Here is a 25,167-nt window from a genome sequence, read left to right as displayed (position 1 = left end):
TAAATAACGTTCTTTGTGTGTAAACAAAAAAGAAAACAATCAGAGAAATGGAAAAATCAACAAATATGACAGTAGTAGAAAAATTAAATCAGCTTTTAATCAACTATCAGGTGCATTATCAAAACCTGAGACTTTTTCATTGGAATGTAAAAGGCCCTTTCTTTTTCGTGCTTCACGATAAGTTTGAGGAGCTTTACAGAGATGCTGCTGAAAAAATTGATGAAGTAGCAGAGCGTGTGTTGGCACTTGGAGGAACGCCAAAAGGTTCGCTTAAAAATATTGTTTCGAATGCTGATGTTGAATCGCACGAGGAGCAAATGGAGGCCAATGAAATGGTAAACTCGATTATTAGCGCTAACAAAAAGCTTATAGAAAACTTAAATGGTGTTTTAACAACTGCGGAAGAAGCAGGTGATGAGGGTACACTCGATATTTTCACTAGCTACATTCAAGAGTTGGAGAAACAAAACTGGATGTTTAAAGCGTACTTGAAGTAATGAATTTTCATACTAGGAAGTGGGTAAAACCCGAGGACCTGAACCCAAACGGTTCGCTGTTTGGAGGTAGGTTGTTGGCGTGGATTGATGAGGAGGCTGCCCTTTACACAGTTGTGCAGCTTGAAAACCCTCATATCGTAACCAAGTTTATTTCCGAGATCAACTTTATTTCGGCTCCAAAACAAGGCGATATCATTGAAATAGGTATTGAAGCTGTTGAGTTTGGAAGAACCTCGCTAACCTTAAGTTGTGAGGTACGAAATAAGCAAACGCGAAAGCAGATTTTATCGATTGATAAAATCGTGATGGTGAACTTGGGTGAGGATGGAAACCCCGCTCCACATGGAAAAACGAAAATTGAGTACGTTAAAGATCGATTAGTGTAATTCTATTATATATTTTGGATTGAGGCCGAGGGATTTTTCCTTCGGCTTTTTTTATGCAGAAAGTTAGCGATGGCTATCGTAGTCTTCTAAAATACTGAGGTAGCTGAGGTATCGGGTTTCGCTGATTTCACCTTGCTCAAATGCATCTAAAACTACGCAGCCTGGCTCGTTGGTGTGAGTACAGTTGTTGAACTTACATTCGCCCAAGAACTGGCGCATTTCCGGAAAATAGTGACCAATTTCTTCTGGTTCCATTTCAACCAAACCTAGTTCTTTAATTCCGGGAGTGTCTATTACCAAGCTCTGTTCGTTCATTTCAAACATTTCTGCAAAAGTAGTGGTGTGCGTGCCTTTGTTGGCAAAGGAGGAAACCTCTCCGGTTTTTTGCTCGATAGAAGGAATAATAGCGTTAAGCAATGTTGACTTACCTACTCCGGAATGTCCGGCTATCAAAGTGGTTTTGTCTTTCAATAAGGAGTGGATGGTTTCTAGTCCTTCATCTTCAAGCACAGAGATAAGGTGGGCATCGTAACCAATTGCCTTATACATATCCATTAGCTCTTCGCAAAACTCCACTTGCTTTGGTTTAAGCATGTCCTTTTTGTTGAAAACAATAATGGCTGGAATTCTGAATGATTCGGCACTAACTAGAAAGCGGTCGATGAACCCGAGCGATGTGCGCGGAAAGGAAAGTGTCGCTAGTAGAACGGCTTGATCTAAGTTGCTAGCCAAAATATGAGAAAAGCCGTTTTTTCTAGTTGATTTGCGGATTATGTAGTTCTCGCGGTCTTCAATTTGAGTGATTACCGCAGAGCCTTTTTCTTCTCCTTCGGTACTTAGTGTTACCCAGTCGCCAACGGCAATTGGGTTGTTCACTTTTAGCTTTGCGTTACGGAATTTGCCCCTTAAGCGGCATTGATAATAGTGGCCATCTTCGGCTTTTACACCATACCAACTACCAGTCGATTTGTAGACTCTTCCCCTCATATGGCACGAAGATAGTCCATTATGATGTTTGTAGAACCAGCTTTCTCGTTTACGTATTGCTTGCAGGTAGCTGAGGCGGTGTTTCTGAGTTCTTTTTCGTTCAATAGTCTGTTCAAAATAGCCTGAGCTTGATCTGCTGTTTCAATGCTAAACCCACCGCCTTTTTCTTGCAACTCTATGGACTCAGGGAATTTTTCGAGCCCCTTATTGCCGTAAACTACTGGCAAGCCAAAAGCAACAGCCTCCAATACATTGTGCAAGCCATCTCCAAACGCACCTCCTATATAGGCAAAGCTTCCGTATTGGTAGGTGTTAGAAAGCATGCCAATCGTGTTGAGAATGAGTATGTGCTCATTGGTGAAATTGTCAAATTCGGTGTATCGAATGGCTTGATCTTTTAAATAGTCTTCAATTTTAGCCACATGCGCATCGTCCACTAAATGTGGTGCAATAATCACTTTTATGTCATTGGAGTGTTCGTTAATGAAAGCCGCTAAAACCTCCATGTCTTCGGGCCAGGCACTTCCAACAATAAAGGCAGGTTTGCCAGCTAAGAAAGTCTCAACTTGACTTTGTTTGGCTGGGTTTGCAATGGTTTGTTGTACTCGATCGAAGCGTGTGTCGCCAGAAACAGATACGTTTTTAATGCCAATGCCTTGAAGCAACGCTTCAGAGCTTTCGTTCTGAACAAAGGTATGCTCAAAAAAGCGAAGCATTTGGCGATGAAGCCCACCGTAAGGTTTAAAGAAAATATGCTTTTCGGTAAAAAGAGCAGAGATGCTTACTAGTGGTATGCTCAGATTATTGATTGTTTTGAGGTGATGGTACCAGTATTCGTATTTAATGAAAACTACTTTTTTGGGATTAACCATTTTTACAAAAGCTCTGGCGCTCTTGCCAGTATCCCAAGGTAAATAACTGGTAAAGTCGGCTACAGGGTGGTTTTTTCTGTGGTCAAAGCCCGAAGGTGAAAAGAAAGTAACCAATAGCTTATATTCGGGAAAGGCTGCTTTTACCTGCTCCATTACGGGCAACCCTTGCTCAAACTCTCCTAGCGATGCAGCATGAAACCAAATGATAGGAGATTGATTGTTTTCTAGCTTGGTTTGAAGTGCTTGAATAGATGCTTTCCTGTCCTCAACGGCCTTTTTAGCCTTTGTATTAAAGGGGCTTGCAACAATAGCCAATAGCCTGTAGAGAAAGATTGAAAGGTTGTAAAGGAGCATCATTTGTGCAAAAATAGCAGTAAAAACGGCATGGGTAAAACTATCCGTTCGATATGATTAAATACCTGTTCTTTATTGGTAAAAGTTTCTTAGCAATATTCTCTTTGTTTACTGCTTTAAAAAGCGCGTTCTTCGATAAATGAATGTAGGGAATCTACCTATTAGTGGGTATTCGCATAGGAAAATATGCATTCTATATTTATAAACTTGTATCTTCAATCAGTAAAACTAAAAACTAAAATGCGAAGTAAGTATCTATTATTAGCCCTGATTAGTGTCTTTTTATGGGGCTGTGGAGAGGCTGGCGTAGAGTCGGATATCTCGAAACTAATTGACACAGAGCGTATAGAAATTAATCTTTCAACTCCATTTGTTGGACAAGAAGTGGATAGAACACCATCTACGATAGTTTACGCTAGAAATGTAGTGGAGTCTGACGAATTTTCAGAATATCTTGATGATGCTCAGAACTTTACAGTAAACTTTATTACCTATAGTGTTGAGGGTTTTCCTACTACTAGTAGTGCGGACATGGTCTTGGATGTTTCTGTATCTATTCAAGGTGGTAACTTTTTAGAGTTGTTATCTCTTAGAATTAATGATGTTCAGAACAATCCTCAGGACATTATGATCTACGAGAAGGGAAGTGACCTTCCTGCAAATGAGAGTACAGTTAGCCAGTTGGAAAATGCGCTGCTAAATGGACAGACTTTCGATATGAAGATTGAGCTTTATGGAGAAGATGTGACACTAGAACAAGCTGATGTAGCCTTCGACCTAATCTTTAAGTATGACCTTACTGCAAGAGTTCAGTTCGACTAATTCTTCTACTTCAATCAAAACAATGACAACGATGAAAAGATATATATACACATCACTTTTCTGTGCTTCCATTCTATTTGGGTTTAGCCAAAAAGCGAAAGCCCAGTTGGATTTAGGTACAATATTGGAGGCAGGAGCCGCAGACGTAACCACTTACCTTAAGAATTATGCAGAGCCTGCGTTTAAAGGTTTGGGCTTTGGAATGAATGGCGGTTGGTACAATACTGCCGAAACTCATAACTTACTTGGTGTTGACCTTTCAGTTTCGCTAATAGCCTCAAGAGTTCCAACAGGTGCAGAGTTCTTTACTTTCAATAACAGCGATTATACAAACATTTATTATAGAGATGCATCATCGGTTGATGTGCCAACAATGTTTGGGCCTAATTTAGGTGCAGATGACCTTCCTCAACTTTCAGTGCGTGACTTTAACGATGCTGATAATGATGGAGATACAATGGAGGAGTTGGTTAGACTTTCTGCCCCAACAGGCCTTGGTTTAGATGAAGAGGATTTTATGCCTTTTAATGCTGTGCCTGTACCAATGGCGCAATTAGGAATTGGCTTATTCAAAAATACAGATTTAAAGGTGCGTTACATCCCAAATGTGGAGGTTGACGATGACGGAAATTCTGTAAAACTATTTGGCCTTGGTTTAATGCACGACATTAAGCAATGGTTGCCTGGTGAGAAGCTTTTACCAATTGATCTTTCTGTATTCTTAGGCTTTACTAGCTTAGAGACTAATGTTTACATCGATAAAGATTTGGACCAAAGGGTGACAATGGAGGCCAACTCATTTATGGCTCAGGCTGTTGTTTCTAAAAAGCTTTCGATCTTTACTCCTTATGTGGGATTGGGTTATGCTAGCAACAATGTAAACTTTAAGATGCTAGGTAACTTTGATACTGAGACAGGTACTTTAACTGATCCGATTGATTTTGATTATGAGGGCAGTGGCTTTAGAGCAAATGCTGGTCTTAGAATTAAACTAGCTATTTTAACAATTACTGGTGAGTATGCTTTCCAAGAATATGACACTTACACAGTAGGTATTGGATTTACTTTCAGATAAGAATATTAACAGATAAGTTAAAGGCTGCTTTCCAGTTTGGGTAAGCAGCCTTTTTTTATTGCCAATTTTTCGAGAAGAACTTCCATTCTGCTTTATTTCCTTTCACTAATTGTATAGGTTTGAAGTCCAATTTTTAGACCGATCACCGTTAACTTATGAGTAAAGTAAAAGTATTGTTCGTTTGCCTCGGAAATATCTGCCGTTCTCCATTAGCAGAGGGGATTTTTAGACAGCGTGTAGAAGAAAGAGGGCTTTCAGAATACTTTTTAATTGACTCTTGTGGAACGGCATCTTACCACATAGGCGAAACTCCAGACGAACGTTCCATGGCGAATGCCGAAAAGAATGGCGTAAAATACACTCACCGTGGGCGTCAGTTCAAGAAAGACGACTTTAAGCGTTTCGATTACATTTTCCCCATGGATGCTTCTAATAAAATGAACATCATGGAATTCCATCCGGGAGAAGCAAAGGCTACCGTTGAAATGATGAGGGCGTATGATGGCACGCAGTCTGGTACCGATGTGCCTGACCCGTATTACGGTGGCGAGCAGGGTTTTCAGAATGTGTTCGATATACTTGATGAATCAGTAAACAACCTACTCGATCATTTAGTGAAGGAACATCAGCTTGCTTAATGAGTCCAATGGCTGGACTTTTTTACTTCTTCACCTCGTCCTTCATAGTTTTTTGTAAACCATCTGGAAGTTATTTCGGGAACGCTGCTCAATAATGATTTGTTTGTCTATCATCAGTTCGTCAATGGTTGCCTGATTATAATTTTTGACCGTAATCATCTCTAGCCCTTCGTTATAATAGATAGAAAACTCTTCCATTAAGGCAGTGCGTAGTTGCTCCCTTCTTTTGGGGTCATCGTCCATACAAATGGTAAAAGTAATGGCCGAGTTTTGCATCAGGTTGATGCTCAGGTTCAGGCGCTTTACATGATCGAAAATCATGTGTATGTGATGCTCATTAATAAATGAAAAGTCGCTGATTTTGAATGAGATAACCGTTTGTTTGTCTTTGTGTATAATGGCTGGAGCAAGATTTGGTACTTGGCACTCCTCTATTATTGTTCCCTCAGCTTCTGGGGTTTCAAAAGACTTAACGTAAAGTGGAATGCCTTTTTGCGCCAGCGGCTTTATCGTTTTTGGGTGAATTACCGAAGCACCATAGTAGGTCATTTCAGCGGCCTCTTTGTATGGTAACTGCTTATACAAGGTGGTTTTTTCAAACTTCTTTGGGTCAGCATTGAGTACTCCAGGTACATCTTTCCAAATAGTGAGGGAAGTAGCATTAAGGCTAGTGGCAAAAATAGCACCGGTAAAGTCGCTACCTTCACGGCCTAAGGTAGTGGTGTTGAATTTTGCGTTGCTGCCTATAAAGCCCTGAGAAATAACAATACCGCTTTCGAGCATTGGGTTTACCTGAGAGCGAATCATTGCTTGGCTCGCACCCCAATCTACCTTAGCTTGGCGGTGAGTGTTGTCGGTTTTGAGCACCTTCCTTGCATCTAACCAAGTGTTGGCAATTCCTTCTTTAGCTAAATAAGCGGCAATTATTTTGGTAGAAAGTAATTCACCACAAGAAACTGACTGATCATAAACGTAGTCGTAGCCCATTGTGCTACTGAATTTATTCAGTGCATTTTCAAGTTCTTCGTAAATATTCTCGATGTCGGCCTGCAATGCTTCATTGCTGCTTAAGCCCAAATCGTAAATAATTTGCTCGTGAAAGCTAGTGATAGCGGCAAGGGCTTCGGTAGGATCTTCCTCCTGCATGGTGGCGTCAAGCAATCGCTCGAAGGCGTTGGTTGTCTTACCCATGGCCGATACAATTACCACAAGTGGTTGGTTTAAATTGGCTTTTATGATTTGCGCCATGTTGCGCACGGAAGGGGCATCTTTTACTGAGGCTCCGCCAAACTTAAATACTTTCAATGGACGTGTATAAATTTTACTAATTTCGCTGCAAGTTATTAACGATTTCCGACTTACAAATTATAAATCACCTATGGGAAAAGCGGAAAAATCGAGAATTGCCCTTCCAGTTGGCTCTAATCTCGATAGATTCATCATGAAAAACCAAGAGGCATTTCCGTATGCCTCTGGAGAATTGTCTCAGTTAATCAGAGACTTAGCTTACGCGGGCAAGGTAGTGAACCGCGAAATTAATCGGGCAGGGCTAGCCGATATCACCGGAGCTTATGGTAACGAAAATGTACAAGGCGAGGAGCAACAAAATTTAGATGTTGCTGCTAACATTAGGTTTACCAGAGCGCTTAAAAAAGGGGGAGAGGTAGCCGCTATTATTTCTGAAGAGGACGAAGAAATTATCGACCTGAACAATCCACGTTCTAAATATATTGTGGCGATAGATCCGCTTGACGGTTCGTCCAATATAGATGTGAATGTGTCAATTGGGACGATTTTTTCTGTTTACCGAAGAATTTCCCCGCAGGGAAGCCCGATTCAGACAGAGGATGTGTTGCAACCGGGTAGTGCTCAAGTGGCTGCTGGTTACATTCTTTACGGCTCTTCAACCATGTTTGTGTACACAACGGGTAAAGGAGTAAATGGCTTTACTTATGAACCATCACTTGGCGAATACATTTTGTCTCACCAAAACATGAAAATGCCTAAGGATGGGAAAGTGTACTCAATTAATGAAGGTTCTTATTATTCGTTCGAACCGCATGTAAGGGACTATGTGGAGGCCTGTAAAAAGCGAGGCTTTTCGGCACGGTACATCGGTTCTTTGGTGGCAGATTTTCACAGAAACTTATTAAAGGGTGGGATTTATATTTATCCTTCTACCGAAAAAGCGCCAAATGGAAAACTGAGATTAATGTACGAATGTAATGCATTGGCCATGATTGCCGAACAGGCCGGAGGTAAAGCAACTGATGGTAAGCAGCGTATTTTGGATATTCAGCCAACAGACTTGCACCAGCGTGTGCCTTTTTATGTGGGCAGTACCAAAATGGTGAAAGAAGCAACTGAAGAAGCCTAGTCTTCAAATTAAATGCATTGGTATCAATCAAGGCCTCACTCAAAGTGAGGCCTTGACTTTTTTAAGGCTTTATTAGAAAGTCACCCTGAACGCAGCGAAGGATCTCAGTTGCAGGGGCACAATTTGAGTAGGTATTTGCATATGACTGGTGTTGCTTGCCAATTGCAGTGAATGTCTCCCTCTTTGAAGAGGGAGTGCCACAGGCGAGGGAGTAGAAATGTAGTTCTTTCTAATGACTATAGTCACAAAACTTGCCGCCAAAATCGGTGTCCTCACCGATTTGTAAACATGTATTTTATGGGGATGAGCTATGCCAATGGTGCAATATCATTCCATTTACTTTTCTTTTGATGCTCCAAAAGAAAAGTAACAAAAGAAAAAGCGCCCAACATCAAAACCATCGGGGCAGCCTTCTACTTTTATCGTTTATTTTTCAGCCGATGGTCACGCTGATGTTGGATCCCCACGCGCGTTAATCCGATGCTTTTTCTCTTAACACTATTTGGCTATGACTGGTGTTGCTTGCCAGTTGCAGTGAATGTCTCCCTCTTTGAAGAGGGAGTGCCGCAGGCGAGGGAGTAGAAATGTAGTCCTTTTTAATGACCATGTTGCAAACCTCACCGATTTGTAAGTTGTGTTTTGAAGAGGTGGTAACGTGTGTCGAGTGCTCTATCCTAAGAATACTTCTTTCGAGTGCCTACTTTTTGTAGCTCGCGCTCCAAAATCATTTTAGTAATGATGGCCGCAGGGTTGTCGTTGGTAATGGCCAGCGCTGCTTTTAGTTTCTGCTCCGAAACATCTATGCGGTAAAGCACATTAATCAGTGCATTAAAGTCGCGCTCCATCAAGTCTTCAACTACACGCATTATTTTAAGGTAAGCTTGGTCGTAGCTAAAGTCTGGCTGATTGGCCAAGTCTAAATAAGAAACATCCAGCCCAAAATCCTTTTCAAAAAGGGCCAGGCCGGATGTTATGTCTTTATTGTCGTAGGTCATTTTCCCTACTTGTTTTTATGCTTCTTCTTTTTCTTCAGTAGCTCCTTCAGCCAAAACCTCAGGGCATTTTACCGCAATAAGGTTGTACCAAGTCACTAGTTTCTTAATGTCAGAAACGTAAACTCTGTCCTCATCGTATTCTGGTAAAATGTGCTTAAGGAAAGATTTTAACTCGTCTCCAGAAGAGTTTTTGTCTAGTCCTGTATCGCCTTCAAACTCACTGTGAATCGACTGAAGCACATCAAGTAATGGTGTAGAACCATCTTCAGTATGAGAGTAGATAGAGATTTCGCTAAGAATCGATACACGAGCATCTGCTCCAACTACCAATTTCTGCTTTTTCTCGTCAAGCGATTCTAAAATAACACCGGCCTTTGAAGGTTTAAGTACCTTAAACAACCCACCTTTTCCTGCCACTGAGGCCAATTCTTCAAACTTCATAAACGTTTCAATTATTGAGGCTTCAAAGTAAACGGAAGCCACGGCTTTAACCAACAGAAAATTTAACTTTCAAGAATCTCTTGGATGTACTCGGATACTTTTTCTTTACCAAACTTACTTTCCGAAGAGGTAAGGAATATTGGCGGCAATTCTTCCCAGTTCGCCTTCATGGTTTTTCTAAACTTGGCAACGTTTTGCTGGCCCTTATTAATAGATTGTTTATCGGCTTTGGTGAAAATTAGCGCGAAAGGAATCATGTTCTCTCCCAGCCAGTCAATAAACTCCAAGTCTATTTGCTGCGGGGGCAGTCGGCTGTCAATTAGCACAAAAACCAACTGCAGGTTTTCGCGATTGATCAGGTACTCGGAGATCATCATTTCCCATGCCTCGCGATTCTTCTTGCTGGTTTTAGCGTAACCATAGCCTGGTAAGTCTACCAAGTACCAACTTTCATCAATTTTAAAATGATTAATAAGTTGAGTTTTGCCCGGCTTGCCCGATGTTTTCGCCAAGTTCTTTTTATCGGTAAGCATGTTAATGAGGGAGGATTTGCCAACATTCGATCGGCCAATAAAGGCAAACTCAGGTAAATCCGGTTTCGGACATTTTTTGTAGTCGGTATTGCTAATAATAAAGGCTGCGCTTTCAAACATGGCACAAAGGTATTGAATTCGAGCAATTTAAAAGCCCGATGAATCGGCTCATTTCTGGGTATTCCTTTTCTTATTGTTACCTTTGCACTCCCTCGATATTGGGGGGAAACAAAAAACAATAATTATGTCAAAAGCAAAGAAAGGCGATCAGGTAAAAGTTCACTACACTGGTAAACTTACAGATGGAACAGTTTTCGATTCTTCTGAAGGTAGAGAACCACTAGGTTTTGAGCTTGGCGCTGGAATGATGATTAAAGGATTTGATGCAGCAGTAGACGGAATGGCTATTGGAGATAAAGTAACTGCCGAAATTCCTGCAGCTGATGCCTACGGAGAAGCTCGTGAAGACCTTATTTTCGATGTGCCAAAAGCAAATTTACCAGAAGACCTTAAGCCAGAAGTTGGTCAGCAATTAGCTATGAGCCAGCCAAATGGACAGCAAGTGCCAGTAACTGTTAAAGATGTGAAAGAAGATATTGTAGTGATTGACGCTAACCACCAATTGGCTGGTAAAGATCTTGTTTTCGATATTGAACTAGTAGAGATTGCCTAAGGCATTCAAAAAAATATAGATAAATACGGAGCCTCACCCTGTGAGGCTTTGTTATTTCCACCAAACAATACCACATACTGAAGGTTTCCTTCGTATTATTGCACCCGAAAATTGAAGAAGATGGCGGTAGTACCTTACAAAGAGCAGCAGGGAAGTAAAAAAGAACAAGTGGCCGAAATGTTTAACAACATTAGCCATAAGTACGATTTCCTAAATCACTTCTTAAGCCTTGGTATAGATATTTTGTGGCGAAAGAAAGCCATAAGATTGTTGAAAGCCGATAAGCCAAAGCAAATTCTAGACATTGCCACAGGTACTGGCGATTTTGCCATCGAAGCATTGGCGCTTAACCCCGATAGAGTTGTAGGAGTTGATATTTCTGCCGGTATGCTAGAGGTTGGCAAGCAGAAAATGAAGAAGAAGGGCTACGACAATATCATTGATATGCAGTTGGGCGATAGCGAAAAGTTGCTTTTTGAAGACAATACCTTCGATGCCGTAATCGTTGCTTTTGGCGTAAGGAATTTCGAAAACCTTAAAAAAGGACTGGCCGATATGCACAGAGTGTTGAAGCCTGGAGGGAAAACGGTGATCATCGAGTTTTCGAAGCCTAAGCGTTTCCCTATGAAGCAACTTTACAATTTTTATTTTAAATCGATTCTGCCGATTATTGGACGGATTGTTTCGAAAGATCAGGCGGCCTACACTTACTTGCCAGAATCGGTTGGAGCTTTTCCTGATGGACAAAAGTTTTTGGACATTCTTGGCGAAGTAGGATATAAAGAGACTCAATGCAAACCACTCACTTTCGGTATAAGTTCTATCTACATCGGGCAAAAATAATTGCCTTACTTCTCTTTTTAGTTTCTTTTCAGGCATTTACCCAGCAACGCAGAAAGCCGGGAGTTACGCTACATCGTATTGAAAGCGACCAGAAGAAGTTTAAGTATGGTTTCTTTTTAGGGGCACATCAAAACTATTATGGTTTGCAGTATTCTGATGCCTTTTCTGGTGCAGATTACGACAATGTAACTTCAATCACTCCACGGAAAAACCTAGGGTTCAACCTTGGGTTTATGGTCAACTTTAGGCTGAATGATCAGTTTTCTTTCAGGTTTGTGCCGGTGAAAATTGGGCTTTACCAGCATACAGTAGACTACAATTTCACCGATGGAACGATCGATCAGCAGATTATAGAAAGTACCCGAATTGAACCAGGACTGTTTTTAAAATACCGTTCTATCCGAAGGGATAATTCGCGCATGTATCTTATTGCAGGTGTAAGTGCTTCTATGCGTTCTGGTAAAGATGACTTGGAAACCTCTCAAGACCGATTAGAGATAGGTAAGTTCAATGCCAAATTCGAGGTAGGGATTGGAATGGAGCGTTATTTCGAGTTTTTTAAGTTCGCTCCAGAGATTCGTTATTCCCGTGGGCTGGTGAATGTAATGACGGGCGCGAACAACTTTTACCATAACGGAATTCAACGTTTGGTAACCCATAATTTCAGTATCTACTTGCATTTTTCAGACTAAGTTTCCGTTAGTCATTTCTACATTATTGGTTGAGTGCTTTTTCTGTTATTTTCACTTCAAATACTTGAGTGAATGAAAATAGCATTAGTTACAGGGGCAACATCGGGCATTGGTTGGGCTACGGCCGAACATTTGGCAGCGGTGGGCTACAAGCTTATTATTTGTGGCAGAAGAGAAGAGCGATTGAAAGAACTTTCGTCAAAGGTTGAAGTGGAAACCTATCCATTGATTTTTGATGTACGCGACAAGGCCGCAGTAGATGCTGCCATTGCGAGCTTGCCAGAAGAGTGGAAGGCCATAGATGTACTGATTAACAATGCGGGAAATGCGCATGGACTTGGTAAGATTCAGGATGGTAATGTGGATGATTGGGAAGCCATGATTGACATTAACGTGAAGGGTTTGCTCTATATGACAAAGGCTGTGGTGCCAGGAATGATAGCCCGTGCAACAGGCCATATTGTAAATATTGGGTCGGTTGCTGGTAAGGAAGTTTACCCGAATGGCAATGTGTATTGCGCAAGCAAGCATGCTGTAGATGCATTAAACAGCGGCATGCGTTTAGACCTAAATGGAACAGGTGTGAAGGTGTCGCAGGTATGTCCAGGTTTGGTTGAAACGGAGTTTTCGTTGGTGCGATTTAAGGGCGATGAAGACCGAGCTGGCGCTGTTTACCAAGGCTTCGACCCACTAACGGCAAATGATATTGCTGATCTCATTCAGTTTATCGTTACTAGGCCAGCACATGTAAACATAGCCGATACATTGATTTTCCCGGCTGCTCAGGCGGGTTCAACTGTGGTAGATAGAAAGGCTTAAGGCATGGAAGAAAATACAAACGAAGGTATTCCAATACCAAAGTCATTCCTTTCATCGGATACCAATGCGCCAATTCAGCGATGCATCGATTGTGATCATGATTTGATGCTGGGTGATAGGCATTATATGATCGAAAAGGTTTTTAAGCGTTACCCAAACCTAGATAAGTTAGAGGTACTTTTCGAATACGCGATTTGCAGTGTGTGTTACGAAAAAATGAAAGACGCACTTTCGGCAGAAAGCATGGCCAACCTTTCTCAGTATATGATGCAAAACTCCGACATGAGCGCCTTGCAAAAGCGCATTGAGGAAAACCCAGAAGATCCGGAGCAATGGCTTACGCACTGCATTATTAAAGGCACTGCAAAAGATGAAATGAAAGAATTTCAGATGGGCGCCTGCTTTAGAGGTGATAAAATGGCAACTGATTTTATGCCGCCATTTCTAATAGGTGAGTTGGCTATTGAGGAAATGAACGAATTGCTTTCCGAAGAGACCAAAGGTGAAATGGACGATTTTATGGGAGAGCATTTTGGAATTCCTCCTGAACTTAGAAAAGACTTTATCCTTATTTAAATGAAGAGATTTTTAATGCTTTTGTGCCTCACAATGTTGATTTGGGGCTGCAATAATAAAGAGGCAATTAAGGTTGAAAAAGGTGTTTCGCTTGAGTTGGCCCAATGGAGAAAAGCCAACATTAGTATGGTTAATTATAAGCTTGAATTTCGTGTGCCCGAGGCGTACGATCAGCAGATTCAGGCTTTGGAAGAGCTTACATTTAACCTGAAGGAGGTAGATCAAGACTTGCAACTTGATTTTAAAGAAGATGCATCTAAGCTGAAGGGCTTGATAGTGAACGGATCGTCAGTGCCAATTCTGTTTGAGCAAGAGCATTTAATCCTTCCCAAGGAGGGGCTTAAAGAAGGTTTTAACAAAGTAGAGGTAAACTTTTTTGCAGGAGAAAGCTCACTGAATAGAAAAGAAGAGTTTTTGTACACCCTCTTTGTGCCAGACAGGGCCAGAACGGCTTTTCCGTGTTTCGACCAGCCAAACTTAAAGGCTACCTTCGAACTGAAGCTTGATTTGCCAAATAGTTGGAATGCTGTTGCAAATGCTCCTGTTGGTACAGTCCAAATAAAGGATGGTCGCAAGCAGCTTGAGTATCAAAAATCTGACCTAATCAGCACATATCTTTTCTCTTTTGTAGCAGGAAAATTCAAGTCCATTACTGAAACCATTGGAGGAAGAACCATGACCATGCTACACCGAGAGACTGATGAGAATAAAGTGGCTAGGAACAAGGATGATGTTTTCAAGTTGCACGCTGCATCTATTCAGTGGTTGGAAGGTTACACGGGTATAAAATATCCATTTAAAAAGTTCGATTTCGCCCTTATTCCTAGCTTTCAGTATGGAGGAATGGAACATGTAGGAGCCATTCAGTATCAGGCTAATAGTTTGTTTTTAGATGAGGACCCATCGCAAAATAGGTTGCTCTCAAGAGCGAGTTTGATTGCGCATGAAACTGCCCATATGTGGTTTGGTAATTTGGTTACTATGGACTGGTTTAATGATGTGTGGACCAAGGAAGTGTTTGCCAATTTTATGGCAGCCAAAATGGTCAATCCTAGTTTTCCTGAAATTAACCACGACCTGAATTTTCTTAAGCATTACTCATCAGCCTACAGTGTTGACCGTACTGAGGGGGCGAACCCAATTCGTCAGGAGCTACCTAACCTGAATGAGGCGGGCCAAATGTATGGTGCGATTATTTACAACAAGGCGCCAATTATGATGAAACAATTGGAGTTTTTGATTGGTGAAGAGGTGTTTAGAGCTGGTTTGCAGGAGTATCTGAAAACTTATGGAATGAGCAATGCCACTTGGCCGAACCTAATTGAGATTCTAGATAAAAAATCGGAGGCAGATTTGAAAACATGGAGTGAGGTATGGGTGAATTCTCCTGGCCGACCTGATTTTAACTTTGCAGTAGCTGACGGAACCGGAACACTAAGCCAAACCGACAGAAATGGAGATAAGGTATGGCCGCAGTCTTTCCGAATGAAACTGTATAACAATGGCCGAAAGGATAGGAAGGAATTACAGGTAGTTTCTGGGGGAGATCCATACACCGTTGCTTTAAGTAATAGTTGGACGGATTTTGATGTGCTACACAATTCTAATGGTATTGGCTATGGACTTTTTCCACCAGCCTATAATATGATTGAAAAACGATGGGAGTCGCTTTCCGACCTTGAAAAAGGCTCACTTCTGTTAAATGCATATGAAAACTTGATTGAGCCAGCTAATCATGGTCAGGGGAATCAGTACAGTCCCGGGCAGTATTTGGAAGTGCTACAGTGGATTATTGAAAGGGAACAAAACCAATTGAATTTAAACCGAGCGATTGGCCAGATAACTTCTATTTATTGGAATCTATTGGATGAGGCGCAGCGCACTGCTTTGGCACCATCGCTAGAGAAGCAATTGTACGGACTAATGCTAAAGGCGGATGATGCAGCTATTAAAAAGATGTTTTTTAATGCTTTTAGTGGTGTAACCATTACAGAATTGAACAAGCAGCACTTGTTTGATATTTGGGTGGGAACGTCTCATGCGCAGATCGAAGGTTTAAAACTATCTGAAAATGATAAAATAGGATTGGCATCCAATCTTGCTGTTAAAATGCCTGATAAGGCTGCGCTTATTACAAACAAGCAATATCATGGTATTCAGAACCCTGATGCGAAAAGGCGTTTTGCTTTTATTATGCCGGCTCTTTCAGATACAGCGGCTGTTCGCGATGCGTTTTTCGAGTCATTAAAAGATGAGCAAAATAGAGAAACCGAATCTTGGGTGCTTTCGGCATTAAACTATTTACATCACCCGCTGCGCAAAACAGAATCGGTAAAGTACATCAAGCCGAGTTTGGAGTTGTTGCAGGGGATTCAGGTTACTGGCGATATTTTCTTCCCAAAGAGGTGGCTCGATGCCAACTTGGGTGGGCATAGTTCCGATGAGGCTATTGCCACAGTGGAGGACTTTCTAAAAGAAAACCCGAATTACAATAAGCAACTAAAGATGAAGATTCAGCAGTCGGCTGATTTTGGAAAAAGAGCCAATGCGATTTTGAGTAGGGACAAAAAAATAACCCCTCGTTAGAGCGGTTTTTTCATTCACCTTATTTTAATGACTAGGCGTTGTCTTGCATTATAATTGCCCCATGTTATAGCGACTCGGGTTTGTCATTTCGATTATAAAACTAGCAAGTGCCAAGGTAAGTTCCGCCTAAAACAAATTAAGTTGCGATTAAGCAATTGTGTACAAAAAAAGCCAGTCGATTGACTGGCTTTTGTATTGTTGAGATGCTTAGCATCTATTTATCTTTGGATTAACCACCAATCTTAACGATTAGGTCGGCAGCTCTGTTAGAGTAACCAGCTTCGTTGTCGTACCAACCAACAACTTTTACCAAGTTACCTTGAGCAGAAGTTAAGTCAGAATCGAAGATGTTAGAGTGAGGGTTTCCAATAATGTCTACAGAAACGATTGGATCCTCAGTGTACTCTAAAATACCTTTCATTGGGCCTTCAGCAGCAGCTTTCATTGCAGCGTTAACCTCTTCAGCAGTTACTTCTTTTTCCAAAACTACTGTAAGGTCAGTTAACGAACCGTCAGGAGTAGGAACTCTCATAGCCATACCGTCTAATTTGCCAGCAAGGTGAGGAAGTACCAAACCTACAGCTTTAGCAGCACCAGTAGAAGTAGGGATAATAGAAACAGCACCTGCTCTAGCTCTTCTTAAGTCTTTGTGAGGAGCATCCTGAATTCTTTGGTCAGCAGTGTAAGCGTGAACTGTTGTCATGAAACCTTTTACAATGCCAAAGTTGTCGTCCAATACTTTTGCCATTGGAGCAAGGCAGTTAGTAGTACAAGATGCGTTAGAAACGATAGTTTCTTCGCCAGTAAGTTCTTCGTCATTTACTCCAAGAACAATAGTTTTTACACCACCTTTAGCAGGAGCAGAAATTACTACTTTTTTAGCACCGGCCTCTAAGTGACCACCAGCGCTTTCTTTGTCAACGAATCTACCAGTCGACTCAAGTACTACATCAACTTTAAGATCTCCCCAAGGAAGGTTCTTAGGCTCTTTTTCTGCAGTTACTTTAATTTCAGTACCATTTACAACGATTCCTGCATCAGATGCTGACACAGTTCCGTCAAATCTACCATGGACAGAATCGTACTTCAATAGGTGGGCTAGGGTAGCAGTATCGGTCAAGTCGTTGATCGCTACTACTTCAACATTTTCTTTGTTCAATAAGGTCTTGAAAGTCAATCTTCCGATTCTTCCAAATCCATTAATGGCTACTCTGATTTTAGACATATCCGTAACGGGTTTTAAATAAAGTTTTAGGGCTGTAAAGCTAACAAAGCCCTACACGTTTTCAAATAATAATAAAGGTAAGTACACTGGTATAAACCAAGGCACTTGGGGAACAGTTCTAACGGAAACGTTTGAAATATTTTTGGAAAAAAGTTTTTGCAAATATTAAACCCCCAATTATATTTGCACCTCGAAAACGATAGGGCATTGAAACACTGTTGTGTCGTTTGAGAAAAGAAATCCTAATGGTCCCTTCGTCTAGGGGTTAGGACGCCAGGTTTTCATCCTGGAAACAGGGGTTCGATTCCCCTAGGGACTACAGAATCAAGCTCGACATTATGTCGGGCTTTTTTTGTGCCCAATTGTCAATTACGTTTTCGTATTGGCTGAACTTATAGACAAGTCTGTCTGTTTTTTACTAAATTTATCGATATGAAGGGACGGCCAGTAAAAGAAAGATTGATTGAAACAGCTTCTGACCTGTTTTATAATAAAGGATACAACCGAACCGGTATTAATGAGATACTGGAGAAGTCCGGTGTCGCTAAGGCGAGTATGTATCAACACTTTCGCTCTAAAGAAGAGATTGGTGTGGAATACCTTAAGCATATGGACGCTGAGGCGCACAAGAAGCTGGGTGCCAAAATTAATGCTAAACCACAAGGGCCAGAGCGTGTAATGGCCATCATAGAACATGTTTCCGAGTTCTTCGATTCAGGGACTTTCAGAGGTTGCTGGAGTTTGAATACAATTGCCGAGATTTCACAAGAGGATAAACTGATGATGGCGGAAATCTTGAAGCAAAAAAGAGAGATGAAAGCATTCACCTATCGCTTGGTTGTCGATAATTTGAACGCAAGAGAACCGGAAGTAATAGCAAATCAACTCTATTTGATCTACGAATCAGCACTTATGGAAGCCAGGGTTTTCAATGAAAAATGGCCGATTGAAGTGGCTAAGGGTATGTTTGAAAAAATTATTCAAGAAAATTAATCTTTTTTTGAACTAAAAGAACAGACTTGTCTGTTTGTATTTCAAATAAAACGAACAGACTTGTCTGTATTTTAAAAACTTTAAAACAAATAATCATGGAAACATTTAACGTACCAACCAGAGAAGAAGTAAGTGAGCAGAACAAAGCCATCTTCGACAATTTGAAAAATGCATTGGGATTTGTTCCTAACCTCTATGCGACTATGGCGCATTCAGAAAATGCACTAGGTAACTACTTGCAACTTCAGCAGGGAAAAACATCATTTTCTAACAAGGAAAAAGAAGTGATAAACCTAGTGGTGAGCCAAGGCAACGAATGTAGCTATTGCCAAAGTGCGCACACTGCCATAAGCAAAATGAACGGTTTTACAGATGAGCAAATCCTTGAGCTAAGATCGGGTAAGGCTTCATTTAACGAAAAATTCGATGCGCTGGTAAAACTTGCTAGCGAGGTAAACCTAAACAGGGGCAAAGTTGATGCGGAGTTAGTGGAGAACTTTTATAGTGCAGGTTACACTAAAGGTCATTTAGTCGATTTGGTAGTGGCTGTGGCCGACAAGGTGGTAATGAATTACCTACATAATCTTACTCAAATTCCTGTGGATTTCCCTGCAGCACCAGCTTTAGAATCTGTGGAGGCATAAGAAAAAAATTAGCATTCGGGTCGTAAGGCCTGAATGCATTTCAAAACAACAATCATAAGGTCATGAAAAACAAAATTAACTGGCAAAAAGCCATTATTGCAGGTGTACTAGGTACGCTGGCATTCGATATTGTAGGATTCTTTTTTACCGGTCAATGGTGGGATATTCCTGCTCTTTTAGGGCAGAAAACCGGTTTGGGCTTAGCCTATGGCGTAGCTGGTCACTACGGCAACGGTGTGCTACTTTCCATTCTTTATGCAGGCATTGCGCCATCACTTTGGGGACCCAAGTGGGCAAAAGCGGCAATTTTTGCTAGTGCGGAAACAGTTGCCTTGGTATGGTTCTTTATGTTTCCGCTTTTAGGGGCGGGGGTAGCCGGCTTGGCACTCAGTCCAATGATTCCGATAATCACTATGGTGAGACACTGGGCATATGCCATTCCGCTTACCGTGATTTTAGATTACGGCAGCCAAACGGTAAAAGGTAAAAAAGCTGTTAGTGTTGGTTGATGATTGTTCGGGGTGGGTCTTTTGGCCCGCCTCTAACTTTTAATGTATTTATTATGGAAAAGAAATATCCACTACCTCCTTATACTTTGGAAACAGCCAAAGAAAAAATTCAACTCGCAGAAAATGCCTGGAATAGCCAAGATCCGGACAAAGTTTCGTTGGCTTACTCGGTAGATAGCGAATGGAGAAACAGATCTGTATTTGTGAAAGGCCGAGAAGAGATTCGTACTTTTTTAGCAGATAAATGGAAAAAGGAAAAGAACTATAAACTCAAGAAGGAGTATTGGGCGCATACCGATAACCGCATTGCAGTGAGGTTTGAGTATGAATACCAGGATGAAACTGGAGAGTGGTTCAGGGCCTATGGCAATGAAAACTGGGAGTTTGATGAAAACGGTTTAATGACTAAGCGATTTGCCAGCATTAATGACCTTCCGATAAAGGCTGCCGAAAAAAGGCTTGTTTAACGGTTAAGTTTTTAAGAACTGCGCTGTAAAACCTTCTTTATACACTCTGCCAATCGGTATTTCTACACCTTTTTCGGTAAAAACGCGATTGCCCGAAACCCGCTGAATCCTTGCAATATTGATGATGTACGATTTGTGTACTTGCACAAAGCTACCTGTTGGTAGGTGTTCTAGCCAATATTTAAGTGGTTCAACCGATAGGTGCTTTTTACTGCTTGTTACAATCTCAGAATAATCGGCACTGGCCTTAATAAATTCTATATCGGTGATTTTGAGTTTAATATGGTCGTGGCCCGACTTAATAAAGATCTCTTTGTTTACTTCCTTCGGAGTTATTGTTTCGGGTGCTGTTTTTGGGCTCAAAAGCCCCTGTACTTTACTTACAGCTTGGACGAAACGCTGAAAAGGAAAGGGCTTTAGTAGGTAATCTACCACATTGTACTCATAACTCTCTAGCGCATAATCGGAGTAGGCGGTGGTTAAAATCACGTAAGAATCTGTCGGTTTGATCCTCAGAAATTCCATGCCCGTCATTTTGGGCAAGTGAATGTCTAGGAAGATGAGGTCTACCTTGTTGTTGCTAAGAAATGCGAGTGCCTTGATGGTGTCAGAAAATGTACCGAGCAACTCTAGCGTGCCAATATCTTCAATGTACTTTTTGATAATCCGCTGTGCGGGAGCTTGGTCTTCTATTATTATGCAAGTCATCACTTTTCTCCTAATTCCATTTTCAAAACCACTCTAAAATATTGCTCGGTCTGTTCGAGCAATAAGTCGTGCGCATTAGGGTAAATATAGGCTAAGCGCTGTTTCACATTCTCAAGCCCAATACCTTTTGCATCTGTATTTTCTTCCTCTTCCTTTTGATAAGAATTTGTGCACTCAAAATAAAGCTGATTTCCTTCTAGTGCTATGCTAATATCAATACTGATATTGTCCATTTGATTTATGGCGCTATGCTTAAAGGCGTTTTCCACAAAAACCATTAGAATTAGTGGAGCAATTGGTAGCTCAGCACTTTCAACATTTGTTTTGCTAAACTTTACCGTGCCTCTTCCCTCAATTTGCATCTCGTACAAGGCAACAAAATGTGCCAGTTGCAATACTTCATTTTTCAGAGATACATATTCGTTTCGGCACTCATAAAGCATGTATCGCAATATGGAAGACATCTCAAGAATGATTTGCGGAGTTTTTGGAGAGTTCTCCAATGCATGCGAATACAGGTTGTTCAGATTATTGAATAGAAAGTGCGGATTGATCTGCGATTTGAGAAAACGCAACTCACTCTCTTTTATTGATGCTTTCAGTTCGTCAACCTGTCGTTCCTTCGTTATAATGTCCCAGGCCAGCTTAAAGCCGCAGAGAATAATCATAACCGGCAGTACATCAATTAGGCTTCGGAAAACACCTTGAAAGTAGCGCCCTCTATATTCAGGAAAATAGATTTTTTCAATCACTGCTTCTTCCAAAAATATAACCACTGCAATGAGTGTAACTACCGAAAGGAAAAATTGCCAGTACTTCTTTTTGTAAAGGAATTTCGGAAAAAGGTAGTAGCTCATTACAAAAGCTCCTGCCACATAATTCAGAAAAAACACAAAGTGCGATTCGCTTAACGAAACGCTGACATGTTCTTCGCCAGGATTGCCGCGGTAGGTGTAAAAGATGAAAACAATGGAAGTAATGCCAAGTTGAAATGGGATTTCCCATTTGGAAAAGGACGGTTTCTGTTCCAGGTTTATCACGCTACTAGTTTATGCTAATTCTTTCAAAGGGCTTAAATTTTTCACCCCATCTTCCAAGTTAACACGATAAACGACATTCTAAACCCCGCGACCCGCAATATGTGTTCATTTCGGCTTTACATGCAGTTCATGGTATTAGTTTGGTAGTTCAAGGATTATTTTAGAACGGCTTTTAAGGAGTGTTTTTCTTTGATGTAGTAATTCAAAAAATCTATAGATATGCAAAAAAGAACACTCATGCTTTTGGTCACACTTGTGTTTTCAGCGCTTCAGGCGTTTGGTCAAGGGAGCACGGTGACTATTAAGGGAAAAGTGATTGAAGAGGAGACCGATCTGCCGCTAAGCTTTGTTACCATTGCTGTTGTGGGAATAGGTTCGGATGTGCCATTGGCGGGTACACTAACTGCCGATGATGGTAGTTTTAATATAGAAACAACTGCCAGCGATTTCGCAATTAAGATTAGCTTTATTGGTTTTGAAACTAAGTTGATTGAGGACTTCACTGTGGAGGGAAATGAAATTGACTTGGGTATCGTAGTATTGGGTGCTGATAGCCAAGAACTGGAAGATGTAGTGGTTGTTGGAGAAAAATCTTCTACAGAATTCAGGCTCGACAAAAGGGTTTTTAATGTTGGCCAAGATTTGAGTACAGCTGGTGGGAGTGCGCTTGATGTGCTCTCTAATGTGCCATCGGTAAATGTAAATATCGAAGGGCAGATTAGCTTGCGTGGAAGTGCCGGAGTGCAAATACTCATCAACGGTAAGCCTTCTGTAATGGCGAGCGATGGTGGTAACGCGCTGGGTACGCTTACTGCAGACATGATCGAGAGCATCGAAGTAATCACAAATCCATCGGCCAAATACGAGGCAGAAGGTACTGCTGGTATAATTAATATTGTGCTTAAAAAGGATGAGCGCAAGGGTACTAACGGTTCTATTTCATTGAATACCGGTATTCCGGATAATCACAGTGTTGGGTTAAGCTTGAATCACAGAACTGAAAAGTTTAACCTGTTCTCGCAGCTTGGGGTAGGCTACAGAAATATGCCCAACGAAAATACTTCGATCAATAGAAACAAGGTTACAGATACCACCATCTATTCGGTAGGTAACGGTGATAAATACGAAACCTTTTACAACGTTATTTTGGGTGCCGATTATCATATAAATGATAATAACGTGATTACCCTTTCTGGTAATTACTCGCTAGAAGATGAGGATCAGCCTTCGGTAACCAACTTCTCGTCACTTTATGGCGAAACGGTGATCTCTAGCTGGGATAGAACGGAAGATACAGAGGCAACTAACCCAAAGTATCAGTTCGATTTGCAGTACAAAAGAGATTTCGATGATCATGAAGATCATGACCTATTGTTCTCGGCTTTGGGGAGTTCCTTTGCAAAGGACCAGTCGTCTTACTTTACCAACCAAACTACCGCTGGTGCCGATGAAGATTTGGAGCAGCGAACTGCTACTGACTTCGGAGAAACGCAGTACACATTTAAGTTAGATTATACCAAGCCTTTTTCTGATGTATTTACCCTAGAAACCGGTAGCCAATACTTTATTAATGATGTGGGTAATGACTACATGGTAGAAAACTTGGAGAATGGCACTTGGATGGTTGATGCTTCTCAGACCAATGTTTTCGATTACAATCAAAAGGTGTTGGGAGTGTATGCCACTGGGGCTTATGAAAAGGAAAAATGGGGTTTAAAGTTAGGGTTGAGGGTTGAGGATACCGACCTTAAAACCTACTTGCAAAACACTGGTGAGGAGAATAATCAGAACTATACCGATCTATTCCCTTCAATTCACACTTCTTACGAGTTAAGAGAGAATCTTTCCATTCAGGGTGGCTATTCTCGTAGAATTTTCCGTCCAAGACTTTGGGACTTGAACCCATTCTCAAACATTCAGAATAACTATAACATAAGAACAGGTAATCCTGATTTGCAGCCTGAATACTCAGATTCTTACGAGGTGGCTACTATTTACAATGCGGGTGATTTGTCGTTAAACTTTACACTTTATCAAAGAAATACAACTGGAGTGGTTGAGCGCATTTCGTTTTACGAAGACAATGTGAATATTACCCGTCCGGAGAATATTGGTACCAACAATTCAACAGGCTTGGAGCTTAACGCCAAATACGATGCATTGGACTGGTTTACCGCAACGGTTGATATGAACTATAACTACTTTGTGCGAAACGGTGAGTTCGATGGTACGTCATTCGATTTCAGTAACGATCAATGGTCGGGCAGGTTAGTTACAAAGTTTAAGTTGCCGGCAGGAGTAGACTTTGAGGCAACTACCAATTACCGTTCTAGCTACCAAACGGTGCAGAGTACAATTTCAGACCAGTTCTTTATGGATTTTGGCTTGAGAAAGAAAATTATTAGAGGAAGAGGTGTTTTGAACATGAGTGTTAGAGATGCCTTTGCTTCGAGAATCCAAGAGAGCATTATCGATCAGCCAGAGTACTCTTTGTACAACGAAGGTTTTAGAGGTCGATTTATTACACTGGGTTTTAGTTTCAGCTTTGGTAAAGGCGAAGCAATGACTTACTCTGGTGGAAGAAGATAGTTGCCGGTTAGGTATACTTTGTTGATTTGAGAGACTAAGGTTATTTTAGTTGAGTTTCCCTTAGCATTAGACTGATTCGTTAAGGGTACAAAGCACCTACCGATATTATGTGTCAAATATTTTGTGCATAGTGTCGGTAGGTGTTATTTGTTTTGAGTCGTGCGCTTTTTACAATAGTATTTCGCTATTTTTCCAGAATGAAAGTAACCGAAGGTTTACAATCTCGAAAGCAACAGATACTGGAAGAAGCGGCTAAATTGTTCCGCAATTATGGGTTTAAGGGTACATCGCTACAGCAAATAGCCAAAAAAGTGGGGATGGAAGGCCCTAGTTTATACAACCATATTTCGTCTAAAAACGAGATTCTTTCCCATTTACTCATGACCAATGCACGCATTTTTCATGAGCGCATTACAGAGATCCAGACCTCTTCTTTGGGAGCTATCGACAAGCTGGATCGGGTGATTTCACTACACATAGAGCTCACAGTGGCCAACCCAGATGCCATGGCGCTTATGTTGCATGAATGGGCACACTTGGAACCTGCCGAAAAACAAGAGTATGTGAGCCTGCGCGATTGCTATGAGCGAGAGTTTCAGTCCATACTAGAGCAGAATATTGCCGAAGGAAAAGTGGTGCAAATGGATGTGCATTTTATGATGTTCATGATACTTTCCACACTTCGTTCGCTTTATGCTTGGTGCGCAAAGTACCGAGATTACAATAGGCTTGAGCTCGAACAGAATATCAAGCAAGGTGTTCTAAAGGGGATTTTAGCCTAGGGTTAAAATTTTTTGCAACATTAACTAATGTTCGTTAGTTTTAA

Annotated in this window: 27 protein-coding genes and 1 tRNA gene; 19 read left to right on the top strand and 9 right to left on the bottom strand. The window is 41.2% G+C overall.

Features of this window, described 5'->3' with window-relative positions:
- Positions 1–65 precede the first annotated feature (65 nt).
- Both BMW98_RS18410 and BMW98_RS18405 read left to right on the top strand, forming a co-directional pair.
- Entirely contained in the window at positions 66–497 is a 432-nt protein-coding gene (locus BMW98_RS18410; RefSeq protein WP_245733644.1) for a Dps family protein, read from the top strand.
- A complete protein-coding gene (locus BMW98_RS18405) occupies positions 497–883 on the top strand; it encodes an acyl-CoA thioesterase (protein WP_090260641.1) in 387 nt (128 codons plus the stop codon). The genes BMW98_RS18410 and BMW98_RS18405 overlap by 1 nt, the downstream gene beginning before the upstream one ends.
- 63 nt (positions 884–946) lie before the next feature.
- On the opposite strand, the gene rsgA is transcribed toward BMW98_RS18405, so the two are convergent.
- Both rsgA and BMW98_RS18395 read right to left on the bottom strand, forming a co-directional pair.
- On the bottom strand, positions 947–1,870 hold the full coding sequence (gene rsgA, locus BMW98_RS18400; RefSeq protein ID WP_090260637.1) for a ribosome small subunit-dependent GTPase A: 924 nt from the start codon (positions 1,868–1,870) through the stop codon (positions 947–949).
- The gene (locus BMW98_RS18395) at positions 1,867–3,099 is read right to left on the bottom strand and encodes a 3-deoxy-D-manno-octulosonic acid transferase (RefSeq protein WP_090260635.1); all 1,233 of its coding nucleotides are present in this window, start codon (positions 3,097–3,099) and stop codon (positions 1,867–1,869) included. Before BMW98_RS18395 ends, rsgA begins: the two co-directional genes overlap by 4 nt.
- A 237-nt stretch (positions 3,100–3,336) precedes the next feature.
- Between BMW98_RS18395 and BMW98_RS18390 the strand changes: the two genes are divergently transcribed.
- The 3 genes from BMW98_RS18390 (at position 3,337) to BMW98_RS18380 (ending at position 5,631) form a co-directional block, all read left to right on the top strand.
- Positions 3,337–3,918 (top strand): hypothetical protein, encoded by a 582-nt coding sequence (locus BMW98_RS18390; protein WP_090260633.1) that lies wholly within the window; start codon positions 3,337–3,339, stop codon positions 3,916–3,918.
- Positions 3,919–3,949: 31 nt separating this feature from the next.
- Positions 3,950–4,993 carry a DUF6588 family protein gene (locus tag BMW98_RS18385; protein WP_139177680.1) on the top strand — a complete coding sequence of 348 codons (1,044 nt, stop codon included), beginning with the start codon at positions 3,950–3,952 and terminating at the stop codon, positions 4,991–4,993.
- Positions 4,994–5,148: 155 nt separating this feature from the next.
- Positions 5,149–5,631, top strand: coding sequence for a low molecular weight protein-tyrosine-phosphatase (locus BMW98_RS18380; RefSeq protein WP_090260629.1), 483 nt, complete (start codon positions 5,149–5,151; stop codon positions 5,629–5,631).
- Positions 5,632–5,673: 42 nt separating this feature from the next.
- Here BMW98_RS18380 and BMW98_RS18375 read toward each other — a convergent pair whose 3' ends face one another.
- Complete coding sequence (locus BMW98_RS18375; protein WP_090260627.1) at positions 5,674–6,936, bottom strand: aspartate kinase; 1,263 nt, start codon at positions 6,934–6,936, stop codon at positions 5,674–5,676.
- A gap of 73 nt (positions 6,937–7,009) precedes the next feature.
- Here BMW98_RS18375 and fbp point away from each other — a divergent pair, with 73 nt between their 5' ends.
- Complete coding sequence (fbp, locus tag BMW98_RS18370) at positions 7,010–8,008, top strand: class 1 fructose-bisphosphatase (RefSeq protein WP_090260625.1); 999 nt, start codon at positions 7,010–7,012, stop codon at positions 8,006–8,008.
- Positions 8,009–8,682: 674 nt separating this feature from the next.
- On the opposite strand, the gene BMW98_RS18365 is transcribed toward fbp, so the two are convergent.
- The 3 genes from BMW98_RS18365 to yihA all read right to left on the bottom strand — a co-directional run bounded on the left by BMW98_RS18365 (position 8,683) and on the right by yihA (position 10,097).
- Positions 8,683–9,003: a hypothetical protein gene (locus tag BMW98_RS18365; protein ID WP_090260624.1), complete on the bottom strand. Its 321-nt coding sequence runs from the start codon at positions 9,001–9,003 to the stop codon at positions 8,683–8,685.
- Positions 9,004–9,018: 15 nt separating this feature from the next.
- The gene (locus BMW98_RS18360; RefSeq protein ID WP_090260784.1) at positions 9,019–9,444 is read right to left on the bottom strand and encodes a DUF5606 family protein; all 426 of its coding nucleotides are present in this window, start codon (positions 9,442–9,444) and stop codon (positions 9,019–9,021) included.
- A 62-nt stretch (positions 9,445–9,506) separates the two neighbouring features.
- Positions 9,507–10,097, bottom strand: coding sequence for a ribosome biogenesis GTP-binding protein YihA/YsxC (yihA, locus tag BMW98_RS18355; protein WP_090260622.1), 591 nt, complete (start codon positions 10,095–10,097; stop codon positions 9,507–9,509).
- A gap of 124 nt (positions 10,098–10,221) precedes the next feature.
- Between yihA and BMW98_RS18350 the strand changes: the two genes are divergently transcribed.
- The 6 genes from BMW98_RS18350 to BMW98_RS18325 all read left to right on the top strand — a co-directional run bounded on the left by BMW98_RS18350 (position 10,222) and on the right by BMW98_RS18325 (position 16,166).
- Positions 10,222–10,650, top strand: a complete 429-nt coding sequence (locus BMW98_RS18350; RefSeq protein ID WP_090260620.1) for an FKBP-type peptidyl-prolyl cis-trans isomerase — start codon at positions 10,222–10,224, stop codon at positions 10,648–10,650.
- 120 nt (positions 10,651–10,770) lie between these two features.
- Positions 10,771–11,493, top strand: coding sequence for a bifunctional demethylmenaquinone methyltransferase/2-methoxy-6-polyprenyl-1,4-benzoquinol methylase UbiE (ubiE, locus tag BMW98_RS18345; protein ID WP_090260618.1), 723 nt, complete (start codon positions 10,771–10,773; stop codon positions 11,491–11,493).
- Positions 11,442–12,185 (top strand): type IX secretion/gliding motility protein PorT/SprT, encoded by a 744-nt coding sequence (gene porT, locus BMW98_RS18340; protein WP_090260616.1) that lies wholly within the window; start codon positions 11,442–11,444, stop codon positions 12,183–12,185. The genes ubiE and porT overlap by 52 nt, the downstream gene beginning before the upstream one ends.
- Before the next feature lie 72 nt (positions 12,186–12,257).
- Positions 12,258–13,004 (top strand): SDR family NAD(P)-dependent oxidoreductase, encoded by a 747-nt coding sequence (locus tag BMW98_RS18335; protein ID WP_090260614.1) that lies wholly within the window; start codon positions 12,258–12,260, stop codon positions 13,002–13,004.
- Positions 13,005–13,007: 3 nt separating this feature from the next.
- A complete protein-coding gene (locus tag BMW98_RS18330; RefSeq protein ID WP_090260611.1) occupies positions 13,008–13,580 on the top strand; it encodes a hypothetical protein in 573 nt (190 codons plus the stop codon).
- Positions 13,581–16,166 carry a M1 family metallopeptidase gene (locus BMW98_RS18325; protein WP_090260609.1) on the top strand — a complete coding sequence of 862 codons (2,586 nt, stop codon included), beginning with the start codon at positions 13,581–13,583 and terminating at the stop codon, positions 16,164–16,166.
- A 229-nt stretch (positions 16,167–16,395) separates the two neighbouring features.
- Here the strand turns inward: BMW98_RS18325 and gap are convergent, their stop codons facing one another.
- Positions 16,396–17,391, bottom strand: a complete 996-nt coding sequence (gene gap, locus BMW98_RS18320) for a type I glyceraldehyde-3-phosphate dehydrogenase (RefSeq protein ID WP_090260607.1) — start codon at positions 17,389–17,391, stop codon at positions 16,396–16,398.
- 247 nt (positions 17,392–17,638) lie between these two features.
- On the opposite strand from gap, the gene BMW98_RS18315 reads away from it, so the two are divergent.
- From BMW98_RS18315 to BMW98_RS18295, 5 genes are all read left to right on the top strand, one after another.
- Positions 17,639–17,710, top strand: a tRNA-Glu gene (locus BMW98_RS18315).
- 113 nt (positions 17,711–17,823) lie between these two features.
- Positions 17,824–18,384, top strand: a complete 561-nt coding sequence (locus BMW98_RS18310; RefSeq protein WP_090260604.1) for a TetR/AcrR family transcriptional regulator — start codon at positions 17,824–17,826, stop codon at positions 18,382–18,384.
- Between the two features lie 95 nt (positions 18,385–18,479).
- Positions 18,480–19,028: a carboxymuconolactone decarboxylase family protein gene (locus BMW98_RS18305; RefSeq protein ID WP_090260602.1), complete on the top strand. Its 549-nt coding sequence runs from the start codon at positions 18,480–18,482 to the stop codon at positions 19,026–19,028.
- A gap of 62 nt (positions 19,029–19,090) precedes the next feature.
- Complete coding sequence (locus BMW98_RS18300; protein WP_090260600.1) at positions 19,091–19,537, top strand: hypothetical protein; 447 nt, start codon at positions 19,091–19,093, stop codon at positions 19,535–19,537.
- A 53-nt stretch (positions 19,538–19,590) separates the two neighbouring features.
- Positions 19,591–20,004 carry a nuclear transport factor 2 family protein gene (locus BMW98_RS18295; protein ID WP_090260782.1) on the top strand — a complete coding sequence of 138 codons (414 nt, stop codon included), beginning with the start codon at positions 19,591–19,593 and terminating at the stop codon, positions 20,002–20,004.
- 3 nt (positions 20,005–20,007) lie between these two features.
- Here the strand turns inward: BMW98_RS18295 and BMW98_RS18290 are convergent, their stop codons facing one another.
- Both BMW98_RS18290 and BMW98_RS18285 read right to left on the bottom strand, forming a co-directional pair.
- Positions 20,008–20,712, bottom strand: a complete 705-nt coding sequence (locus tag BMW98_RS18290; RefSeq protein WP_170836530.1) for a LytR/AlgR family response regulator transcription factor — start codon at positions 20,710–20,712, stop codon at positions 20,008–20,010.
- On the bottom strand, positions 20,712–21,752 hold the full coding sequence (locus BMW98_RS18285) for a sensor histidine kinase (RefSeq protein ID WP_222843681.1): 1,041 nt from the start codon (positions 21,750–21,752) through the stop codon (positions 20,712–20,714). Before BMW98_RS18285 ends, BMW98_RS18290 begins: the two co-directional genes overlap by 1 nt.
- 219 nt (positions 21,753–21,971) lie before the next feature.
- Between BMW98_RS18285 and BMW98_RS18280 the strand changes: the two genes are divergently transcribed.
- The gene (locus BMW98_RS18280) at positions 21,972–24,341 is read left to right on the top strand and encodes a TonB-dependent receptor (protein WP_090260596.1); all 2,370 of its coding nucleotides are present in this window, start codon (positions 21,972–21,974) and stop codon (positions 24,339–24,341) included.
- A gap of 197 nt (positions 24,342–24,538) precedes the next feature.
- Complete coding sequence (locus tag BMW98_RS18275; RefSeq protein ID WP_090260594.1) at positions 24,539–25,123, top strand: TetR/AcrR family transcriptional regulator; 585 nt, start codon at positions 24,539–24,541, stop codon at positions 25,121–25,123.
- Positions 25,124–25,167 lie beyond the last annotated feature (44 nt).

The sequence above is a fragment of the Roseivirga pacifica genome (assembly GCF_900111145.1).
In the GTDB taxonomy this organism is placed as follows: domain Bacteria; phylum Bacteroidota; class Bacteroidia; order Cytophagales; family Cyclobacteriaceae; genus Roseivirga; species Roseivirga pacifica.
This window is presented reverse-complemented; position numbering and strand designations above follow the sequence as displayed.

Excerpts from the sequence above, each read along its gene's own strand:
- BMW98_RS18405 (WP_090260641.1), top strand. The coding sequence starts at position 497 with ATGAATTTTCATACTAGGAAGTGGGTAAAACCCGAGGACCTGAACCCA.
- BMW98_RS18410 (WP_245733644.1), top strand. The coding sequence starts at position 66 with ATGACAGTAGTAGAAAAATTAAATCAGCTTTTAATCAACTATCAGGTG.
- porT (WP_090260616.1), top strand. The coding sequence starts at position 11,442 with ATGCAAACCACTCACTTTCGGTATAAGTTCTATCTACATCGGGCAAAA.
- BMW98_RS18395 (WP_090260635.1), bottom strand. The coding sequence starts at position 3,099 with ATGATGCTCCTTTACAACCTTTCAATCTTTCTCTACAGGCTATTGGCT.
- BMW98_RS18330 (WP_090260611.1), top strand. The coding sequence starts at position 13,008 with ATGGAAGAAAATACAAACGAAGGTATTCCAATACCAAAGTCATTCCTT.
- BMW98_RS18365 (WP_090260624.1), bottom strand. The coding sequence starts at position 9,003 with ATGACCTACGACAATAAAGACATAACATCCGGCCTGGCCCTTTTTGAA.
- BMW98_RS18350 (WP_090260620.1), top strand. The coding sequence starts at position 10,222 with ATGTCAAAAGCAAAGAAAGGCGATCAGGTAAAAGTTCACTACACTGGT.
- BMW98_RS18290 (WP_170836530.1), bottom strand. The coding sequence starts at position 20,712 with ATGACTTGCATAATAATAGAAGACCAAGCTCCCGCACAGCGGATTATC.
- ubiE (WP_090260618.1), top strand. The coding sequence starts at position 10,771 with ATGGCGGTAGTACCTTACAAAGAGCAGCAGGGAAGTAAAAAAGAACAA.
- fbp (WP_090260625.1), top strand. The coding sequence starts at position 7,010 with ATGGGAAAAGCGGAAAAATCGAGAATTGCCCTTCCAGTTGGCTCTAAT.
- BMW98_RS18300 (WP_090260600.1), top strand. The coding sequence starts at position 19,091 with ATGAAAAACAAAATTAACTGGCAAAAAGCCATTATTGCAGGTGTACTA.
- BMW98_RS18390 (WP_090260633.1), top strand. The coding sequence starts at position 3,337 with ATGCGAAGTAAGTATCTATTATTAGCCCTGATTAGTGTCTTTTTATGG.
- gap (WP_090260607.1), bottom strand. The coding sequence starts at position 17,391 with ATGTCTAAAATCAGAGTAGCCATTAATGGATTTGGAAGAATCGGAAGA.
- BMW98_RS18275 (WP_090260594.1), top strand. The coding sequence starts at position 24,539 with ATGAAAGTAACCGAAGGTTTACAATCTCGAAAGCAACAGATACTGGAA.
- BMW98_RS18335 (WP_090260614.1), top strand. The coding sequence starts at position 12,258 with ATGAAAATAGCATTAGTTACAGGGGCAACATCGGGCATTGGTTGGGCT.
- BMW98_RS18385 (WP_139177680.1), top strand. The coding sequence starts at position 3,950 with ATGAAAAGATATATATACACATCACTTTTCTGTGCTTCCATTCTATTT.
- BMW98_RS18380 (WP_090260629.1), top strand. The coding sequence starts at position 5,149 with ATGAGTAAAGTAAAAGTATTGTTCGTTTGCCTCGGAAATATCTGCCGT.
- BMW98_RS18295 (WP_090260782.1), top strand. The coding sequence starts at position 19,591 with ATGGAAAAGAAATATCCACTACCTCCTTATACTTTGGAAACAGCCAAA.
- yihA (WP_090260622.1), bottom strand. The coding sequence starts at position 10,097 with ATGTTTGAAAGCGCAGCCTTTATTATTAGCAATACCGACTACAAAAAA.
- BMW98_RS18360 (WP_090260784.1), bottom strand. The coding sequence starts at position 9,444 with ATGAAGTTTGAAGAATTGGCCTCAGTGGCAGGAAAAGGTGGGTTGTTT.
- BMW98_RS18310 (WP_090260604.1), top strand. The coding sequence starts at position 17,824 with ATGAAGGGACGGCCAGTAAAAGAAAGATTGATTGAAACAGCTTCTGAC.
- BMW98_RS18305 (WP_090260602.1), top strand. The coding sequence starts at position 18,480 with ATGGAAACATTTAACGTACCAACCAGAGAAGAAGTAAGTGAGCAGAAC.
- rsgA (WP_090260637.1), bottom strand. The coding sequence starts at position 1,870 with ATGAGGGGAAGAGTCTACAAATCGACTGGTAGTTGGTATGGTGTAAAA.
- BMW98_RS18325 (WP_090260609.1), top strand. The coding sequence starts at position 13,581 with ATGAAGAGATTTTTAATGCTTTTGTGCCTCACAATGTTGATTTGGGGC.
- BMW98_RS18280 (WP_090260596.1), top strand. The coding sequence starts at position 21,972 with ATGCAAAAAAGAACACTCATGCTTTTGGTCACACTTGTGTTTTCAGCG.